Source organism: Streptomyces orinoci (assembly GCF_003121295.1).
Classification (GTDB): domain Bacteria; phylum Actinomycetota; class Actinomycetes; order Streptomycetales; family Streptomycetaceae; genus Streptomyces; species Streptomyces orinoci.
Window position 1 is genome coordinate 30,573 of sequence record NZ_PHNC01000003.1, and the last position, 18,936, is coordinate 49,508.

The 18,936-nt window shown below is 69.6% G+C and carries 16 protein-coding genes and 1 pseudogene; 10 read left to right on the plus strand and 7 right to left on the minus strand.

Annotated features, from left to right (window positions below; genetic code table 11):
• Positions 1–58 precede the first annotated feature (58 nt).
• Genes CV755_RS00230 through CV755_RS34890 form a run of 6 tightly spaced genes read left to right on the plus strand, consistent with a single transcriptional unit; the run spans position 59 to position 5,994 of the window.
• Positions 59–1,768, plus strand: coding sequence for a non-ribosomal peptide synthetase (locus tag CV755_RS00230; RefSeq protein WP_241560876.1), 1,710 nt, complete (start codon positions 59–61; stop codon positions 1,766–1,768).
• Complete coding sequence (locus tag CV755_RS00235) at positions 1,753–3,285, plus strand: AMP-binding protein (RefSeq protein WP_109278045.1); 1,533 nt, start codon at positions 1,753–1,755, stop codon at positions 3,283–3,285. Before CV755_RS00230 ends, CV755_RS00235 begins: the two co-directional genes overlap by 16 nt.
• Entirely contained in the window at positions 3,275–3,538 is a 264-nt protein-coding gene (locus tag CV755_RS00240; RefSeq protein ID WP_109278046.1) for an acyl carrier protein, read from the plus strand. The genes CV755_RS00235 and CV755_RS00240 overlap by 11 nt, the downstream gene beginning before the upstream one ends.
• 1 nt (position 3,539) lies before the next feature.
• The gene (locus CV755_RS00245; protein ID WP_109278047.1) at positions 3,540–4,154 is read left to right on the plus strand and encodes a GNAT family N-acetyltransferase; all 615 of its coding nucleotides are present in this window, start codon (positions 3,540–3,542) and stop codon (positions 4,152–4,154) included.
• Complete coding sequence (locus tag CV755_RS00250; RefSeq protein WP_109278048.1) at positions 4,151–5,251, plus strand: C45 family autoproteolytic acyltransferase/hydrolase; 1,101 nt, start codon at positions 4,151–4,153, stop codon at positions 5,249–5,251. The genes CV755_RS00245 and CV755_RS00250 overlap by 4 nt, the downstream gene beginning before the upstream one ends.
• A complete protein-coding gene (locus CV755_RS34890; RefSeq protein WP_162605212.1) occupies positions 5,248–5,994 on the plus strand; it encodes a hypothetical protein in 747 nt (248 codons plus the stop codon). Before CV755_RS00250 ends, CV755_RS34890 begins: the two co-directional genes overlap by 4 nt.
• 281 nt (positions 5,995–6,275) lie before the next feature.
• On the opposite strand, the pseudogene CV755_RS00255 reads toward CV755_RS34890, so the two are convergent.
• The 5 genes and pseudogenes from CV755_RS00255 to CV755_RS00275 form a co-directional block, all read right to left on the minus strand.
• Positions 6,276–7,158 (minus strand): annotated as a pseudogene (locus tag CV755_RS00255) (IS5 family transposase); the annotation flags it as partial.
• A gap of 145 nt (positions 7,159–7,303) precedes the next feature.
• The gene (locus CV755_RS00260; protein WP_109278049.1) at positions 7,304–8,578 is read right to left on the minus strand and encodes a COG4705 family protein; all 1,275 of its coding nucleotides are present in this window, start codon (positions 8,576–8,578) and stop codon (positions 7,304–7,306) included.
• A gap of 38 nt (positions 8,579–8,616) precedes the next feature.
• Positions 8,617–9,843, minus strand: coding sequence for a sensor histidine kinase (locus tag CV755_RS00265; RefSeq protein WP_241560877.1), 1,227 nt, complete (start codon positions 9,841–9,843; stop codon positions 8,617–8,619).
• 32 nt (positions 9,844–9,875) lie between these two features.
• Complete coding sequence (locus CV755_RS00270) at positions 9,876–10,529, minus strand: response regulator transcription factor (protein ID WP_109278051.1); 654 nt, start codon at positions 10,527–10,529, stop codon at positions 9,876–9,878.
• A 336-nt stretch (positions 10,530–10,865) separates the two neighbouring features.
• On the minus strand, positions 10,866–11,579 hold the full coding sequence (locus tag CV755_RS00275; RefSeq protein ID WP_109278052.1) for a phosphatase PAP2 family protein: 714 nt from the start codon (positions 11,577–11,579) through the stop codon (positions 10,866–10,868).
• Positions 11,580–12,197: 618 nt separating this feature from the next.
• On the opposite strand from CV755_RS00275, the gene CV755_RS00285 reads away from it, so the two are divergent.
• Positions 12,198–14,090 (plus strand): Ig-like domain repeat protein, encoded by a 1,893-nt coding sequence (locus tag CV755_RS00285; protein WP_109278053.1) that lies wholly within the window; start codon positions 12,198–12,200, stop codon positions 14,088–14,090.
• Positions 14,091–14,145: 55 nt separating this feature from the next.
• On the opposite strand, the gene CV755_RS00290 is transcribed toward CV755_RS00285, so the two are convergent.
• The gene (locus CV755_RS00290) at positions 14,146–14,745 is read right to left on the minus strand and encodes a dTDP-4-dehydrorhamnose 3,5-epimerase family protein (RefSeq protein WP_206608378.1); all 600 of its coding nucleotides are present in this window, start codon (positions 14,743–14,745) and stop codon (positions 14,146–14,148) included.
• Positions 14,746–14,756: 11 nt separating this feature from the next.
• Entirely contained in the window at positions 14,757–15,626 is an 870-nt protein-coding gene (gene rfbA / locus CV755_RS00295; RefSeq protein WP_109278055.1) for a glucose-1-phosphate thymidylyltransferase RfbA, read from the minus strand.
• A 225-nt stretch (positions 15,627–15,851) separates the two neighbouring features.
• Here rfbA and rfbB point away from each other — a divergent pair, with 225 nt between their 5' ends.
• The 3 genes from rfbB to CV755_RS00310 all read left to right on the plus strand — a co-directional run bounded on the left by rfbB (position 15,852) and on the right by CV755_RS00310 (position 18,919).
• On the plus strand, positions 15,852–16,835 hold the full coding sequence (rfbB, locus tag CV755_RS00300) for a dTDP-glucose 4,6-dehydratase (protein WP_109278056.1): 984 nt from the start codon (positions 15,852–15,854) through the stop codon (positions 16,833–16,835).
• Complete coding sequence (gene rfbD / locus CV755_RS00305; protein WP_109278057.1) at positions 16,832–17,803, plus strand: dTDP-4-dehydrorhamnose reductase; 972 nt, start codon at positions 16,832–16,834, stop codon at positions 17,801–17,803. The genes rfbB and rfbD overlap by 4 nt, the downstream gene beginning before the upstream one ends.
• A gap of 219 nt (positions 17,804–18,022) precedes the next feature.
• The gene (locus CV755_RS00310) at positions 18,023–18,919 is read left to right on the plus strand and encodes a sugar transferase (protein WP_161968562.1); all 897 of its coding nucleotides are present in this window, start codon (positions 18,023–18,025) and stop codon (positions 18,917–18,919) included.
• Positions 18,920–18,936 lie beyond the last annotated feature (17 nt).

An 18,936-nucleotide genomic window follows, 5' to 3' on the forward strand; every position in this document is an offset into this window, starting at 1 on the left:
GGCGGCAGTACGGCTCGTACCCGGTGCGGCTGCGGCAGCGCTTGGAGTCGGCGAGAGGGTGCTCGGCGTACCTCGCCGGGCTTCGTCGGCCGGCCCGCTGCCGCCCGGGCTGGTGGGGCTGGTGATGTCCCGGGGCCCGGAGCAGATCACCGGAATCCTCGCCACGGTGCTGGCGGGCGCGGCCTACCTGCCCATTGACGCCGGCCTGCCCGCCGAGCGCCGGCAGTACATGCTGCGGGACGGCCGCGTCCGGTGCGTACTCACCGACACCGCCCGGCCCGAGGACCACGGGGACCGGAACGTCCTCACCCTGGACGCACCGGGCGAGCCGGACGCGCTGCCCGGCGAGGCCCCGGCGGCGCTGCCCGGCGCCGGTCCCGACGACCTGGCCTATGTGCTCTACACCTCCGGCACCACAGGCGAGCCCAAGGGCGTCATGGTCACCCACCGCAATGTGGCCAATGTCGTCGCCGACTGCCGGGACCGCTTCGGCATCGGCCCCGCCGACCGGTTCTTCGCCATCAGCGCCTTCAACTTCGACCTGTCGGTGTGGGACGTCTTCGGCGCCCTCTCGGCCGGCGCGGCGCTGGTGATGCCGGACCCGGACAAGGCCGTGGACCCCGCCCACTGGCTGGAGTTGAGCACCGCGGCCGGGGTCACGGTCTGGAACTCGGTGCCGGCCATCGTCTCGCTGCTGCACGACCAGGCGCTCGCCGAGACCGGCCTTCCGCCGGCGCTGCGACTGGTGATGATGAGCGGCGACCGGATCCCGCCCGCCCTGCCGGCCGCGCTCCGCCGCCTGAAGGACGACCTGGAGGTCATCTCCCTGGGCGGCCCGACCGAGACCACGATCTGGAACATTCTGCACCCGGTGGGCCGCCATGAGGACGGCAGCGAGTCCATCCCCTATGGACGCCCCAACGCCAACAACCGGGCCTACATCCTGGATCAGGACGGCCTGGACGCGCCGGACTGGGTCACCGGCGAGATCTGCGCCGCCGGCACCGGCCTGGCCCGGGGGTACTGGGGCGACGAACAGCGCACCGCCGAGCGGTTCTTCCACGACGCCCACCGGGGCGAGCGGCTCTACCGCACCGGCGACCTCGGCCGCTATCTGCCCGACGGCGAGATCCAGATCATGGGCCGCAGCGACTTCCAGATCAAGGTGAACGGCTACCGCATCGAGGCGGGCGAGGTGGAGACCCGGCTGGTCGCCCATGACGCGGTCCGCCAGGCCGTGGTCACCAAGGCCTCCGGCGCCCGGGGCGACCTGCTGGTCGCCCACCTGGTGCCGGCCGGCGACGCCCGGCCCGGCCAGGCCGAGCTGCGCCAGGCGCTCCGCCGTGACCTGCCCGACTATATGACCCCCTCGGCGGTGGTCTGGCACGAGGAACTGCCGCTGACCCGCAACGGCAAGGTGGACCGGACCAGGCTGACCACCATGGCGACGGACGCCCCGGCGGCCGCCGCCGGCCCGGCCCCCGCGCCCGGCGCCGCGCCCGCCTCCCCGCTCGAGAGCCAGGTTGCCGGGATCTGGTCGGCGGTCCTCAAGGGCACCGAGGTGGGCCTCGACGACAACCTGCGCGACCTCGGCGGCGACTCCATCTCCGCAGCCCGCATCCTCACCTCGGTACGCAAGGAGTTCCGCACCACCATCCCCCTGGACGCGATGTACGAGATGGGGACCGTACGGGCCATGGCCGGCCACCTCGCCGCAGTACTGGCCGAGCGAGCCGAGAAGGAGAGCGCCCCATGCCCCAGTCGGTGATCAACGACATCGTCTCCGCGCCACCCGCTCACAATGGGCGGATCTCCTTCGCCCGCCTGGACGGGACCGAGACGCTGACCCTGGCCGAACTGTACGAGCGGGCCGGGCGGGTGGCATCCGGGCTGCGCCGGATGGGCATCGCGCCGGGGGACCGGATCGGCATCCTGGCCGCCAACTGCCTGGAGTGGGTGCTGCTCGACCTCGCTGCCCTGCGCCTGAAGGCGGAGACCGCCGGCTTCGAACCCGGCAAGTTCCGGCCGGACGCCGAGCTGCTGGCCCGCTATGACATCAAGCTGCTGTTCAGCGACCGCCCGTCCGAGGCCTCCGGCGTGGTGCCGGTCGCCGAAGTCCGACTGCTCTCCGAGCAGCACGACGACGAGCCGCTGCCCGTGGTCCACTACGGACCGCAGGACACCACCACGGTGAAGTTCACCTCCGGCAGCACCGGAACGCCCAAGGGGCTCGCGGTGACCGCCGGCAGCATCGACAGCTCCCTGCACGCCGTGCAGGAGATCTTCGCGCACCGCCCCGGTGACGACCTGTTCGTCTTCCTGCCGCTCTCCCTCCTCCAGCAGCGCTACTGGATCTATTCCGCACTGCGGCACGGACATGACGTCACCATCAGCACCTATGAGGCCGCCTTCGCCACCCTGGGCAGGGTCCGGCCCACGGTCGTCATGGGGGTGCCGGCCTTCTTCGAGACCGCCAAGCGGCACATCGAGAGCCGGGCCCGCCGTGCCACAGCGGCGTCCTGCCCCGAGGACGCCGTCAAGGAGGCCGCCCGCCGCCTGTTCGGCGACCGCATCCGCTATCTGTGGACGGGCTCCGCGCCGGCCCGCGCCGCGATGCTGCGCTTCTTCGACGAGGCCGGGCTGCCCATCTACGAGGGCTACGGGCTCAACGAGACCTGCATCGTCACCAAGAACCACCCGGGAGCCAGCCGGGCGGGCAGCGTCGGCAAGGTCCTCGCCGGCAAGCAGGTACTGATCGACGAGGACGGCGTCATCAGCGTCCGGAGCGACCATCCGGTCAACCGTCGCTACGCCTACGCCGCACCCGGTGACTCCGAGCGCGTCTTCGGCGCGGACGGCACCGTACGCACCGGCGACCTCGGCCATCTCGACGAGGACGGCTTTCTGTTCATCCGCGGCCGGGCCGATGACGTCATCGTCCTGGACAACGGCAAGAAGGTCATCGTCCGGCCCATCGAGGAGCAGATGAAGAGCGACCCGGCGATCGCCGAGTGCGTCCTGTTCTGCCCCGCGCAGACCGACCTGGTGGCCGTGGTCTCCCCGGCGGCCCTGCCCGCCGACACCGAGGCGATCGCGGCCCGCCTCGCCGATACCAACGCCGGTGCCGAACCGGACGAGCGGATCCGCCGAGTCGTGGTGGCACGCGAGCCGTTCAGCATCGACAACGGCCTGCTCACCTCACAGTTCAAGCCCAAGCGCAAGCAGATCCTCGCCGCCTACGAGCGGGAGATCCATGACATCAAGGAAGGCATCCATGCAGCCTGACACGGAGACAGCGGTCCGCGAGAACCTTTCCGCGGTGCTCACCACCGAGATCGCCCCCGAGGATCTCGACCCCGACCTCGACATGGCCGGGAGCTATGGACTCACCTCCCTCAACAAGGTCCTCTTCCTCACCTCGGTGTGCGAGGAGACCGGGGTGGACCTGGGGCACTTCACCGAGCACGACCTCGCCGGCATGCGCACCCTGCGCGATGTGGCAGCAGCCCTTTCCCGTTACACCGACAAGGCGGTATGAGATGAGCTGGGCACAGAACGCTCCGGCGGTCCTGGAGAACGAGCACCTGGTGCTGCGGCCGGTCTCCCCCGGGGACCGCGAACGCGTCCGTGAGATAGCGATGGCGCCGGAGATCTGGCGCTACTTCGTCTCGGTGATCGAAACCGACGCCGACTTCGAGGCGTTCTTCGACGCCACCCTCGCCGACCACGAGGCCGGGCGGCGCGCGGTCTTCGTCATCACCGACAAGTCCACCGGCCGCACCGCCGGCAGCATGAGCTTCGGCAATATGGCCGAGGCCGACCGGCGCCTGGAAATCGGCTGGTCCTGGCTGGGCCTGGACTTCCAGGGCAAGGGCATCAACCGCTGGGCGAAATACCTGCTCCTGGAGCACGCCTTCGAGACCCTGGGCGCCGAGCGTGTCGAATTCAAGACGGACATCCTCAACAAGCAGGCGCGCAGCGGACTGCGGAACATCGGCGCCGTGGAGGAGGGCACGCTGCGCAGCTTCAACTTCATGCCCGGCGGCCGCCGCCGTGACGCCGTCTTCTACAGCGTGCTGCGTGCGGAATGGCCGCGGGTGAAGCGGGAACTGGCCACCAAGCCCAAGGTCTCGCCGCTGGACACGGCCGGATGACCGCCGGCCGGGACATCCGCTTCATCCGTGCCGGCGGCGATCCCTTCGCCATCGGGCACGCGCACGGCGAGGCCCTGGCCACCCCGCTCAGGGGCTTCCTCGACGACTCGCTCTGCCGGCTGAACAAGGTCATGCAGCCGCCGGTCTCCATGGACGCCCTGCTGCCGACGATCGCCGCCTACCGGGCGGCGGTCGTGGCGGCCACCCCGGACCTGGCCGAAGAGGTCCGCGGCCTGGCCGCCGGAGCGGGGATCGGGGAGGACGAGGCCTGGCTGCTCCAGCTGCGCCGGGAGATCATGGGCTACCGCAAGGTGCCCACCATGGGCGACTGCACCACCTATGCGCGTACCGGGGCCGCCGCCAACGGCCACCCGGTGCTGGCGCAGACCATCGACCTCAATGGGGACCTGGACGATCACATCAGCGTCCTGGAGATCGCCCGGACCGGCTCCGGCCGCCGGTCGCTCGTCCTGTCCTTCGCCGGTCTGCTCGGCTATCTCGGCATCAACAGCGACGGTCTCGCCATCGGCCTCAATCTGGTGCTGGGCGGAGAGTGGCGTCCCGGTCTGCCGCCCTACCTGGCGATCCGTCACCTGCTGGACAGCGCGGGCAGCGTCGCCGAGGCCCTGGAGATCCTGCGGGACTTGCCCCTGGCAAGCTCCCGCACCCTGATGCTCTGTGACCCCGAACGGGCCGCCTGGGCCGAGGTCCTCGGAGACGAACTGCGCATCACCGAGGCCGGGCAGGCGGTGCACACCAACCACTTCCTCCACCCCGACTTCGCGCCGTCCGACGAGATCAATGTCTTCGCCCGCAACTCCTCGTTGCGCCGGCTGAAGGCGGGCACCGCCGGTCTGGACGGGCTGCGGCCCGAAGCGGACCCGGAGGAGCACTTCGCCCTGCTGTCCCGGGCACCGATCTGTGTCCCCGACCGCGGAGACATCAGGAGCGAACGCACCGTCGCGGCCGTGGTGATGCGGCCCGCACTCGGTGAACTGCATGTGCGGCCCGGAGACCCCTCGCTCTCCCGGACCCGGACCTTCAGGCTCCAGCGGGGGAGAAAGACGCCCATGGCGGTTCCCACAGTGAGGAATTGACGACAGTGAACCCGGACCACCGCACCGTCCCGCTCCTGCGCCTGCACGCGATCGCACCGCATCTGACCACCGATGAATTGCTCCGGGCGGTCTCCCGCGTGCTCACGGGCGGCGACACCCCGCCCGGGGGATGGCGGGCGGCGGGGTCCGGCCGGGCGCTGAGGCACGACGGCTTCTCGGCCGTGGTCACCAGTGCCTGGGACGGGCCGGAGCTGCGACTGCGCTGGTCGGCGGCGCCATCCCTGGCGCCGGGCGCGGACCGGCTGCTGTCCCGCATCGCGGCGGCCGCCGGGGACCGGACACCGGCCGGCGAGGAGCGGAGCCGGCCGGCGGAAGGGAACGGCTACCGGGCCTGGCAGGCCCTGATGAGCCACTGGGGCGTCACCGAGGACGCCCTCGCGGAGGTCCGCCGGCCGGGCCGTCTGGACCGCGCCCGGGCACTGCCCGCCCCGGCGGCACCGGGGAACGACGGCACCGCGATGTTCGTCTTCGACCACCTCGGCCCGCCCAAGCCGCCGCCCGGCTGGCTGCTCCGCTCCTGGCTCGCCCCGGACACCGGCGGGTTCCACTGCTCGGTCCGCCCCTCGGCGACGGGCCCCCGACTGCGAGTGGAGACCGGGCACTCCGCCCGCCGCGAACAGGTCCCGGCGCTGCTGTCCGCCTGGCAGACGGTGACCGACCAACTGACGGCGACCCCCGCCCGCCCGCTCTCCGCGCTCCACCTCCCGCCCCGGATGCACTGACCGCCGACGGCATCACGCTCGGTTACTACGCTGACTTCATGCCAGAGGCCGGAAACCAGGGTCGCACCACCAGCGACGGACCGCCGGACAGAAGAGGGATCAGCATGCCGGCCCAACTCTCCCGGTTCCCCGCGGAGTTGATTCGCGGCCGGCTTCTCATGAAGTTGTCCACCAGCCGATCCTCCCCACGCGCTCCCCAGAGGGATGGATACTCCCCAGATTCTCCCCAGGGAGCATGGACGTTTCGGCCAGGCAGTGTCTGATGGCTCTTTGATGAGGTCGCGGAGCCGGATCACGATCGCCGCTGTGGCCAGGGTGCCGTGGAAGATGTAGTCGCGTTTGTCGAAACGGGTCGCAACCGCCCGGTGCTGCTTCGATTTGTTCACGCAGCGTTCCACCGTGTCGCGTTGGCGGTACTGCGCTGGGTTGAAGGCCGGGGGACGGCCGCCGGCCCGGCCTCGCCGGCGGCGGTTGGCTCTTTGGTCGTCCGGTTCGGCGATCGTCGCCTTGATATGCCGTCGCCGCAGGTAACTGCGGTTGGCGCGGCTGGAGTAGGCCTTGTCGCCGCGGACCCGGTCCGGGCGGGTACGCGGGCGTCCGGGTCCGGTGCGGGCCACCTTCAGGGCCTGAGCGGGATGAACATGGGGCTGTCCCCGAGCTGGCCGGGCGAGGTCAGCCAGACCAGGGGCCGGCAGCGGTCATCGGCCAGCAGGTGGATCTTGCAGGTCAGTCCGCCTCTGGAGCGTCCCAGGGCCGCACGGCCCTCCGCTTCCTCACGGACGCCACCCCCTTTTGCGGGTGGTCCAACGGCGGGCGGCGCCGTGCCCCGGCCGCGTGCTGGTGGGCCCGGCAGCTGGTGGAGTCGGCACTGACCGCCCACGAGCCGTCTATGTCCCGGGTGGCGTCGGCGCCGGCCTGCAGCACGCGCAGGATCTTTGCCCAGGTGGCGTCGGCCGACCAGCGGCGGTGGCGTTCGTACACGGTCTGCCAGGGACCGTAGCGTTCGGGGAGGTCACGCCAGGGAATCCCGGTCCGGGTCCGGTAGAGCACCCCGTTGACCACCGTGCGGTGGTCGGCCCACCGCCCACCCGGCCCGCAGACTTCCGGCAACAGCGGGGCTATGCGCTCCCATTGCGCGTTGGCCAGTTCATGCCGCCGCACCATGCCAGGCTCCTGCCCGCAACAGCGCCAGATCCACCACCCGGGCAAGAACCATCAGACACTGCCTGGCGGCGTGACGAAATCCATCACTGCCGTAGGCACGCCGAGCCCGTCGGCCGGGTGGGCCGGCCGGGTGCTGTGCGGTCTGTCAGCCCAGGTCCGCCAGGAGGGTGTTCAGTTCACTCTCCTGCTGCGCCGGTGGCATTGGCGGGTTCGGGTGGTCGATGCCGAAGGTCTTGAGCATTTTGTCCATCTGGGCGTCGATGGAGGTCCAGCCGGTTTGGTCCAGCGGCTGGAGCGAGGACTGGTCGGCATCCCACAGGTCACGCAGCGACTGGGCGGCTGCGTGGGCCCCGGCCGCGTCTCCCGAGCGTGCGTCCTTGAGCGAGGTGGATGCGAGGGTCCGCAGCGCGCCGACCTTGGCGGGCGGGAAGTTCTTCACCGCCTGGCCGGGAGGCAGCTGGATGGCGGAGGTGGTCTCGGTCTCCGGCGCCGGGCCGACGTGCGGCTGACCGTGGGCCCAGACCAGCAGGGCCGCGGTGGCGACGGCCAGCACTCCGAAGCCGCCCAGCGCGATGCGCTCCTTGCGCGGGTTGCCGGTGACCTGTGCGGCGTGGGCCGCCTGGTGGGTCTCGGTCACGTCCGAGCGCGTCACTGTCAGGTAGACCACCGTTGCCAGGATCAGGGCGAGGAAGATCAGGCTGGTGGTGAGCGTGCCCAGCGCGAGACCGGTCGGGTCGCCCGGGCTCTGGGCGACCTTGGGGGAGGCGAGCCAGTCGCCGATGTTGGCGCCCAGCGGGCGGGTCAGGATGTAGGCGAGCCAGAAGGACAGCACCGGGTTCGCGGCGAACCTCCACAGCGCTGTGATCGCCGCGATGAGGCCGAGCGGCAGTAGCACCGAGACGCCCGGGCTCCAGCCGGTCAGTTCCAGAGTCCAGTCGCCGGTCGCGGTGCCGAGCGCGAAGGTGACCAGGACGGTCAGCCAGTAGAACGACTCCCGTGAGAGCGTGGTGACCGAGTGGATCGACAGCGTGCGCTCACGCAGCCACCACACGCCGAAGACCACCGCGAGCAGTACCGAGAAGACCGCGGAGCTGATCCACAGCGGCACGTTCAGCTGGTCGGTCAGGATGTCGGTGTACAAGGTGCCCGTGACGCTGACAACGACCACGGTCAGCCAGTAGGCGAACGGTACGTACCGCTTGAGCCGCAGCTGGACGGCCAGGACCACCACGAGGACCGCGGTGAAGATCCAGGCCGTGTTCACCAGGCCGACGCCCAGCCGGGTGTTGATCCAGTCGGCGAAGCTCTCACCGACCGTCGTGCACAGGACCTTGATCACCCAGAACCAGATGGTGACCTCGGGGACCTTGTTGAGCATGAGCCGCCCGTTGCGCGTGCGTGCTTCGGCTGTCGTCGTCATGCGGGGAGGTTTGCGCGGGGAACCTGCAAGCAACCTGACTACGTGGCCGCAAGCGCGGCCGGGAGCGTCACCTCGACGTGACCGCGGCCGTCCGCGATCGCGCGGACCTCCACCCCGGCCGAGGCGGCGATGCGCCGGACCACCGGCAGCCCCAGGCCGTACCCGCCGCCGCCGGTCACACCCGCTTCGAAGACCCGGTCAACCTCAGCGGGATCGAACCCTGGACCGTCGTCCAGGACATCGACCACGATTGCCTCACCCTGGATGCGCGCGGTGATCCACACACGTGACCGCGCATGCCGCAGGCCGTTCTCCAGCAGGGGCGACAGCAGCGATACGGCGACATCGGCCGCCACGGCGACCTCGGCCTTCGCGGGAAAGGCGACCTCGACCGCGCGGCCGGCGATCGCCTGCCGCGCGGCGGAGCGCAGATCGCACCGGGTCCCAGCGTCACTCCGTGCGCGCGCGGCGCGCAGAATCGTCGTGATCGCCGCATTGAGGCGGTCGACCTCGCTCAGCACCGCCTCCGGCGCCACCGGCTCGCCGGACAGTTGCGCCAGTTGTGCCTCGCCCCGCAGGACCGTGAGTGGTGTCCGCAGCTCGTGGGCGATCTCATCGGTGAGCCGGCGCTCGTCCGCCAGCGCGGCCTCGACGCGCTCCAGGAGGTGGTCCAGGGTCCGCCCCAGTTCCCCGAACTCGTCGCGGGGGACTCCGAGGTTGAAGCGGCGCCCGGGTTCGTGATGGCCCCAGTCGTCGGCGAGGGCGGCCATCTCGTGCACGACCCGCAGCGCGCGGCGCACCACCAGGTGCGCGACACCGCCGGCGAGGAGGATGGTGAGGCCGCCCAGTATCAGCGACAAGGTCAGGCTGTGTTGCTCGGATGTCTCGTAGGGCGTGAGGTCCACCCGGACGATCACCATGACGTGGTGGCCGTCGATCGGGACCTCCTGCGCATACAGGAGGTAGTTGCCGACGGCGGCGGTCTGCGATCGCCGTGAGCCTGCCAGCGCCTCGACGCGCTCGACCACGCTTGCCGGTACGTTCCCGTCGATCAGGCGGCCGTCGGCATACACCCAGGCGACCTTGTCCAGCGCCTCGCTGGTGTTCTCGGTCAGTACGACACGGCCGCCCACGGTGGTGACGTTCGCCGCGACCGCCTCGGCGCGGGTATGCGCCAGATCGTGCGCGTCGGCGTCGGTCACCCGGCTCAGCAGCACATGCGAGACCACGACCAGTATCGCGACCACGGCGGTGGCGATCAGCACAGTGAGCGCGACGACCCTCCCGCGGAATCCCGTCACTGCCACCGGTAGCCCACGCCGCGGACGGTCGCCAGACGCTCGGCCACACCCAGCGGACCGAGCTTGGTCCGCAGCCGGCGCACAAAGGAGTCGAGGGTGTTGTCGCTGACCTGCGCTCCGTGTGGCCAGCCGGCAGCGATGAGGGCGTGGCGGCGCACCGCGTCGCCCTGCGAGGCGATCAGGCGGCCCAGCAGCCGGAACTCGGTCGGGGTCAGGCTCTTGCTCACCGAGTCGTAGGTCACCACGTGCTTCGCCGGATCGAGGACGACCTCGCGCGGTGCGGGCGCCACGGTGGCCCGGCGCAGCAGGGCTCGGACGCGGACCAGCAGTTCCGGGAGGTCGAAGGGTTTGGTCAGGTAGTCGTCGGCGCCGGCCTCGAAGCCGCCCACCTTGTGATGCAGGCCGTCCAGGGCGGTGAGCATCAGCACCGGCGCATCGACGCCGCGAGCCCGCAGGGCCAGGCAGACGTCGCGGCCATCGGCGTCCGGGAGTCCGAGATCCAGGACGACCAGCTGGGGCGCCGGTGCGAGCTGCCGCAGCAGGCTGCCGGCCGTGGCGGCGACGGAGACGGTGTGGCCGTCGTGCTCCAGGGCGCGCTTGAGGACGCCGCGGACCGCCGCGTCGTCTTCGCACACCATGATGAAAGCCACGCGCTGACCCTAGACACTCCCGTCCCAGTTCTCCATCTGCCCTGATCAGCCGCCTGACGGCCGGGATCGGGCCGCTGGGGCCGCACGCCCCTGCCCTGCCACGAAGCCGTGACGGTCGGGCGCGACCGGCCGAGCCGCTGCATCGGGGGCCCGCCTACCGGGTCGAAAAGCGCAGGCTGCACATCGGTGTCCGGCAGCACGGCGTCTCGGTCTACGGGCGGGGGAACAGACCGCAATGGTGGCTTCAGCTTCCGCCATCCCACGCTCATCAGCGGAAAGGCCACCATTCGGCTGCGGTCCATGGACATGGCGGCCGTCGCTGACGATGAAACGTCCTCAACTGTCAGGGATTTGTGGCGCCTTGTTGTCCTCGGTCGGCCCGTTGGGTGGTTGGGTCGTGCCCGCGATGAATGATTCGGGTAGCCACCGGGACATGGCCCACAGGCACATCCCCAGCCAGCCGGTGGCGAACAGCCAGCCGCCGACCACGTCGGTGGACCAGTGCACCCCGAGATAGACGCGGGTCAGCCCGACGAGTACGGCCCAGCAGCCGACGGCCAGCCGCAGCGGCGTCGCACCGCGCGGGGCGCGCACGGAGACAGCAACGATCAGCAGGCCGGCGGCGAGGGCCGACGTCGTGGTGTGCCCCGACGGGAACGACCAGCCGCTCGCATGCGCCGCCCAGTCGCCGCGCGGTGGGCGGGCCCGGTGGGCGAGCTCCATCACGCCGTACCGCAGCGCCTGCCCCGCCCCGAGGCAGGCGGCGCAGAGCGCGGCGGCGAGCAGCCGGTGTCGTGGGGTCCGTCCTGCCACCAGGCCGGCCAGCGCGGCGAGGAGGTAGGGGACGACGCCGGTGCCGGTGTCGGTCACCCAGCGGGCCAGGGTCAGTGCCGTCGCCGGGCGGTGAGCGACCGACCACGACAGGAGGCCGTTGTCCGGCCCGAGCGGCCCACCGGCGCCAGTGGCGACGACCACGGTCAGCACGCCGAACGCCGTCCACGCGCCGAGGCCGGCACGCCCGGCCGGCTTGGCGACGGTGCGGCGGTTCATGAGGTCAAGCCCTTTCCTGCGGACGGTTGAGGGTAGAAGAGCGATTGGCTATGCGTCTGTAGACGGCCTGCGGAACTGTAGACGATCGAGGGGCGGGATTGCTCCCGGCCAGGGCCGGCCATGGCCGCGCAACGGGACGACGGCGTGGCCGCGTTGGGCGCAGGTGTCGAGGATGCGGGGAAGGACGCCCAGGGCCGAGCACCAGGCGCCCGGGGCGGAGGTGCAGTCGGAGCCGTGGAGCAGATGGTGCCGCCGCCGAGGCCGGCGGTGACGGTGCGGTGGACGGAGCCGGGGGTCGCCCGGGCCGTCCAGCTCAGCACCTGCGGTAGATACGGCTGTATGACCAATGCTCCGTTTGGGCGGTGATGGCCTCAGGAGTCTTGTTCTTACTTACCGATGGTGGGTTACTTGGTCCATAACTCCGATAACTAGCCAGTTATTTAACCGGAGTTGATCGATCTCCGACCGCTTGCAGGCGCCTGGCGCCGTAGTTGACGGGCGTGGCCCAATGACCGGTCGGCGCGGTCGGCCTGTTGCGCGTACACCCATAGCGATGAGAGTGATATGCGGCAGAGCGCGTCCGCCTTCCAGCGATTCCTCCAGGCTTAAGGGCGCATCATGGCCAGTGCTGTTGAGAAGAAATGGCGTCAGCTCATCGGGCAGCGGGAAGGAAGCGGTTCCGCCGGCCACGCGGCCCCGGCCGACCCCATCGTGCGGGTGGGCAGCATGCCAACCGGGGTGGTGGTCAACCCGGTTGGCGGAGCAAGCGCCTATGTCCTCAATGAGGGGGACACTCCCGGTACGGTGAGCGTGATCAGCACCGCGACCAACGCCGTCCTCACGACAATCCGGGTGGGGTCATTTCCCTTTGGGGCGGCGGCGACGCCAAACGGCGCTTCCGTCTATGTCACCAACACCGCTGACGGCACCGTCAGCGTGATCAACACCGCGGTCAATGCGGTGACCGCCACCATCACCGTGGGCTCCGGACCCCTGGGAGTGGCCGTTTCTCCCGACGGCCGGCAGGCGTATGTCGCCAACAGCGACGGCCCCGGGACCGTGAGTGTCATCAACACCGCGACCAATGCCGTGACCGCCGGCATCACGCTGGGCGGCGGCCCCATGGGAGTGGCGGCCGCCGTGACGCCGGACGGCAGCAATGTGTATGTGACCAACAACGTGGACGACACCGTCAATGTGATCAGCACGGTCAGCAATGCACCGATCACGACCATCCCGGTGGGTACCGGGCCAACCGGCGTGGCCTTCACCCCGGACGGGCTGAGCGCCTATGTGGCCAATGGCATGGACAACACCGTCAGTGTCATCAACACCGCGAACAACACCGTGACCGCCACCATCCCGGTGGGCATGTCACCGGTCGCCGTGGCCGCCTCGCCCGACGGCCGGCATATCTTTGTGGTCAACAACGGCGATGACACGGTGAGCGTCATCTCAACGGTCACCAACACCGTCACCTTTGTGATTCCTGTGGGACGGCAGCCCGTGGATGCGGCGGTCACGCCGGACGGCACCACTTTGTACGTCACCAACAACGGCGACAACACGGTGACCATTACCCCGGCCGCGCCGTTCCCCACCACGACCACGCTGACCACGGCTCCTGATCCGACGGTCTTCGGCCAGCCCAAGGTCTTCACCACGACGGTGAGTTCACCGCAAGGGGTCCCGACGGGCACCGTCACCTTCCTCGACGGCCAGAGCCCCGTGGGCAGTGCCACCCTGGGCCCGGCCGGCCAGGCCGGCTTCACCACCGCTGCCCTGTTGCCCGGATCCCACTCGCTGACCGCCGTCTACCAGGGGGACAACAACTTCCGGCAATCCTCCTCACCGGTCGATGTCCAAACCGTCAACAAGGCCGTTTCGACGACCGTGCTCACCGCCGTGCCCGACCCCGCGACGGTCGGCCGGCCGGTCAGGCTGACCGCGAGAGTCATCGTGCTCCCCCCGGGCAGTGGCACGCCCACCGGAACGGTGACCTTCCTCGACGGCCACACGGCTCTCGGTACCACGCCCCTGGACGGCTCGGGGACCGCCGCACTGCCCCTCCAAGATCCCACCGCGGGCTCCCACGCGCTGAGCGCCGTCTACAGCGGGGACGCCGAATTCCTCGGCTCGGCAGGGCAGTTCAACCTGTTCGTCAATGGCCTGCCGACCAGGATCACCGCGGTTCCGGCCGTCATCCGGTTTGACCTCTCCCACTTCCAGTTCTACATCCCGACACTGACCGCCACCCTCACCGACCAGACCGGGACCGGCATCCCCGGCCGGCTCATCACCTTCAGCGCCATGCCGCTCACCGGTCCCCTCACCCTGGGTACGGCGGTCACGGACGCGCATGGCACGGCGGTTCTCAGCAATGCGGTCGTGCCACCGACGTTGATCACCACCAACCAGTACCTGGCCGTGTTCGCCGGGGACGCCACGCTGAGCCCGGCGAACACCACGGCCGCGCTGGCCTTTGAGATTTTCGCCCGGCAGCCCGGGTGATGAGCCCGGGTGATGAGCCTGGGTGACGAGCACCGGGGCTCGTCACCCAGACGTTTCACGGAGCGCCTTTGGACAGGGACTCCGTGAAGGCGCAACAGGTGGTGTATTCGGGCAGCAGGCCGCGTGAACGGGCATCGGCGAGCGACGGCGCGGCCTGGTCCCGGGCGGACAGCCGGAGAGGGTTCTCCGGCCAGCGGATGCCCAGTTGCGGGTCGAGCGGATGAACGCTGTGTTCCCCCGCCGGGTTGTAGGGCTGTGAGCACAGATAGGCGAGGGTCGCCCGGCCGGTGAGGGCGCAGATACCGTGTCCCAGGCCCTCCGCGACATACAGGGCCTTGCGGTCGATGTCATCGAGCCGGACCGATTCCCACTGTCCGTAGGTGGGGGAGCCCACCCGGAGATCGGCCACCACATCGAGCACCGCGCCCCGCACACAGGTCACATACTTCGCCTGGCCTGGCGGTACATCGGCGAAGTGGATGCCGCGCACCACACCCCGGTGGGAGACGGACATGCTCGCCTGGGCCAGTCGCAGCGGATGACCGGTCCGCTCGGCCAGCCGGTCGAAGCGGTACCACTCCAGAAACAGCCCGCGGGAGTCCCCATGCTGCTGGGGCGTGATCTCCCAGGCGCCGTCAATGCCCAGCTCGCGAATGCGCATCGCGCTCACCTCTCGCTTTCCAGAAGGCCGAGCAGATAGCGGCCGTAGCCGCTCTTGAGGAGCGGCTCGCTCAGCTCACGGAGCTTCTCGTCGCTCAGGAGCCCTGAGCGCCACGCGGCCTCCTCCACACAGCCGATCTTGAGCCCCTGGCGTTCCTCGATCACCCGGACATATTCCGAAGCCTGCACCAGGGAGACAAAGGTGCCGGTGTCCAGCCATGCGGTGCCGCGGTCGAGCACGGTCACCCGGAGCTCGCCGCGGCGCAGATAGACCTGGTTGACCGCGGTGATCTCCAACTCGCCGCGCGCGCTGGGCAGAAGGGTCCGGGAGATCTCCACCACGCGCTTGTCGTAGAAGTACAACCCGGGTACCGCATAGCGGGACTTGGGTCTGGCCGGCTTCTCCTCGATGGACACCACCCGGCCCTCGGGGGAGAACTCCACCACCCCGTAGTCCATGGGATTGGCCACCGGGTAGGCGAAAATGCGGCCCCCCGCCGGGTCGTTGTGCTGCCGCAGCCGAGTGCCCAGCCCGCCGCCGTGGAAGATATTGTCGCCGAGGATCAGCGCCACCGGCTCGTCACCGATGAAATCGGCGCCGATGACAAAGGCCTGGGCGATTCCCTCGGGACGCTGCTGCGTGGCGTACTGCAGGCGCAGACCGAGGTGTGAACCGTCACCCAGGAGCCGCTCGAACTGCGGGCGGTCCCCGGGAGTTGTGATGAGGAGGATATCCCGTACACCCGCGGCGATCAGGGTGGAGAGTGGGTAATAGATCATTGGTTTGTCATGCACGGGCATGAGCTGCTTCGACACCGCTTTTGTAAGCGGCCAGAGCCTCGAACCGGTGCCCCCGGCAAGGACGATTCCGCGCATGGACCGATTCTAGGAACACCGTCGGTGCGCGGGCGGCCTCCGGACGGAAAAGAGGCGGCGGCTGAATCACATGGTTGCACCGGAAGTCAGGCGTATCGCCCGGGACTTGTGTTCACACCATGGAGCACCACCGGATACCCCTCAAGCTTCCCTTCGACCGGAACTGCTACCCACACAACGGCACATGGCCTTGAGCGGAGGATTCTCAGGCCAGTAAATGGAGCCATGCGCTTACTCGTCACCGGCGGCGCCGGATTCATCGGTTCAGAGTTCGTCCGGCGCCTGCTGCGGGACCCAGAAGCCCGCGGCCCACGGGTCACCGTGCTGGACAAGCTGACCTATTCCGGGGTGGCGGCGAACCTCCAGCCGGTCACCGCCCATCCCGGATACTCCTTCGTCCACGGCGACATCTGCGACGCGGACTTGGTGGACGACGTCATGCCCGGTCATGACGTGGTGGTGCACTTCGCCGCCGAGTCCCATGTGGACCGTTCCATCATCGGCGCGGGACCGTTTGTGACCACCAATGTCCTGGGCACCCAGGTGCTCCTGGACGCGGCCCGCAGACACCGGGTGAGCCGCTTTCTCCAGGTGTCGACGGATGAGGTGTACGGCTCCATCGCCCATGGCTCCTGGACCGAGGAGTCCCCGCCGGCGCCCAACTCGCCCTATGCGGCCTCCAAAGCCGGGGCCGATCTGCTGGCCCTTGCCCACCACCGGACGCACGGCATGGATGTGGTGGTCACGCGCTGCTCCAACAACTACGGGCCCTATCAGTTCCCGGAGAAGGTCATCCCGCTCTTCATCACCCAGTTGCTCAAGGGACAGCGCGTGCCCCTGTACGGCGACGGCCGCAATGTCCGTGACTGGCTCCATGTCTCGGACCACTGCCGGGGCATCGAGCTTGTGCTCCACCGTGGCCGCGCCGGCCAGGTCTATCACGTGGGCGGCGGAACCGAGCTGACCAATGAGGAGCTGACCGGGCTGCTGCTGGAGGCGACCGGGAGCGGCTGGGACATGGTGGACCGGGTGGCCGACCGCAAGGGCCACGACCTGCGGTACTCCCTGGACATCAGCAAGATCGGCGAGCAGCTGGGCTATCGCCCGCGGATCGGCTTCCAGGAGGGGCTGGCCGCCACCGTCGCCTGGTACCGCGCCCACCGCGACTGGTGGGAGCCGCTCAGGGCCAGGGCGGCGCTGCCGTCATGACATCCCAGGTCGCTGCCGCCCGGCGGGACGGACCCGTCCGGTGGCTGGTCACCGGCTCCGGAGGGATGCTCGGCCATGACCTCGTCCGGGTGCTCGGCGCCCATCCGGCGGCCGAGGTGACCGCGCTGAGCCGGGGCCTGCTGGACATCACCGATCCCCGGGCGGTGCATGCCGCCGTCGGGGGACATGACATCGTGGTCAACGCCGCGGCCTGGACCGACGTGGACGGCGCGGAGAGCGCGGAGCCCACCGCGACGGCGGTCAATGGCACGGGAGTCCGCCACCTTGCCGCCGCCTGCGCAGACGCCGGCGCGCGTCTGATCCATGTCTCCACGGACTATGTCTTCCCCGGCGACGCGGCCGCCCCCTACCCGGAGGACGGGCCGACCGCACCGCTGAACGCCTATGGCCGCAGCAAGCTGGCCGGTGAGCGAGGAGTGGCCGAACTCCTCCCGACGACCGGGTACACGGTCAGAACGGCCTGGCTCTACGGAGAGCACGGTGGCGGGTTTGTCGCCACCGTGCTGCGGCTGGCACGCCAACGGAATACCGTCGAAGTCGTCAATGACCAGCAGGGGCAGCCCACTTGGTCCCTGGTGCTGGCCGGCCGGCTGGTGCGGCTCGGGAACAGAGCCATGGCCGGTACCGCACCGGCGGGGATCTACCATGCCACCGCGTCCGGCCGCACCACCTGGTTCGGATTCGCCCATGCCGTCTTCGAACTCAGCGGCCTTGATCCTCGGAGAATTCGCCCGGTCCGCTCCTCGGCTTTCCCGCGCCCGGCCACCCGTCCCGCCTTCAGCGTGCTCGGTCATGAGCGATGGGCGGCGGCCGGCCTCGATCCGCTTCCGCATTGGCGGACCTCGCTTGCCAAGGCCCTCCGCCGCCCGGCATTTCGCTCACTGGTGATGAGTGTGCCCTCCGGCGATGAGCCCGGAGACATGAACCGTCATAACAAGCCTGTTTAGCTACGGGTGTCTCAACTCAGCGTATTCGCTACGGTATTCACTCCTTCTCCGGGCCCTGCCGGCGGGGATATGTTCGCCGTTACTCATCGCCCCACAATTCTTAGCCGCAGGGCACGCGTGATGTGAGAAGGCGTCGTGACCAATTTGATTCAAGAACGACCGCGTCCACCAGGCATGATCAAGGAAACCGCCGTAAAAAGACGGCCGGCCGGGCGAGGAATGCCGAGCGCCGTCGTCCTGGAGGGCGGCATGTGGCCGGAAGCCGACGAAGACCGCCTCGACGACGAACTCATCATTGTCGAGCGCCTATCCGTCCCCGTGGACCTGGCCCAATTGGACGTGGTGCTGACAATTCGCCGGCCAAGCCTGCTGCTTGTGAAATCCTCCCTGGAATATGTGGACGCCAGGCTGCTGAAGCTGTCCATGGTCCACGGCGTCGAAGTGCTCGTACTGGCGCGCCCGGCCTACGGTCTGCTCGGTACGGTGCGTCTGCGGCGGCTCGGCGGACTTCCCTGGCTGTGCCTGCGGCTTCCGGTGCGGGACCGCGGCCGGGCACTGGTACGGCGGACCACCGAACTGGTACTGATCGTCCTTGCCGCGCCCATGGTGGTTCCGCTGGTCCTGCTGATCTCCCTGGTGGCTTGCCGGGGCGGCCATCCGTTCTATGTCCAGAACCGGGTGGGCGAAGGCGGGCGCATCATCCGCCTGGTCAAGTTCCGTACCATGTACGTCGGTGCCGAGCGGGAGACCGGTCCGGTACTGGCCGCGGCGGATGACCCCCGGGTGACCCCGGTCGGGCGCCTGCTGCGCCGGACCCGGCTGGACGAGCTGCCGCAGCTGTGGAACGTCCTCCGCGGTGAGATGAGCCTGGTCGGACCGCGCCCGGAACGCCCGGAGTTCGTCAGGCAGTTCCGCTGCCTGCCCGACTACGACCTCCGCCATGCCATCCGGCCGGGACTGACCGGAATCGCCCAACTCACCCATGGCTACCGGGCGTCGGCGCAGCAGAAGATCCGCTGCGACCTGCTCTATCTCAACTGCCGGTCACTCCGCTTCGACCTGCGGCTGCTCCTGTTGACCCTCCGCGACCTGGTACGGGGCTTTCCCCATGGCTAGGCCGGTGAACGGAGTGG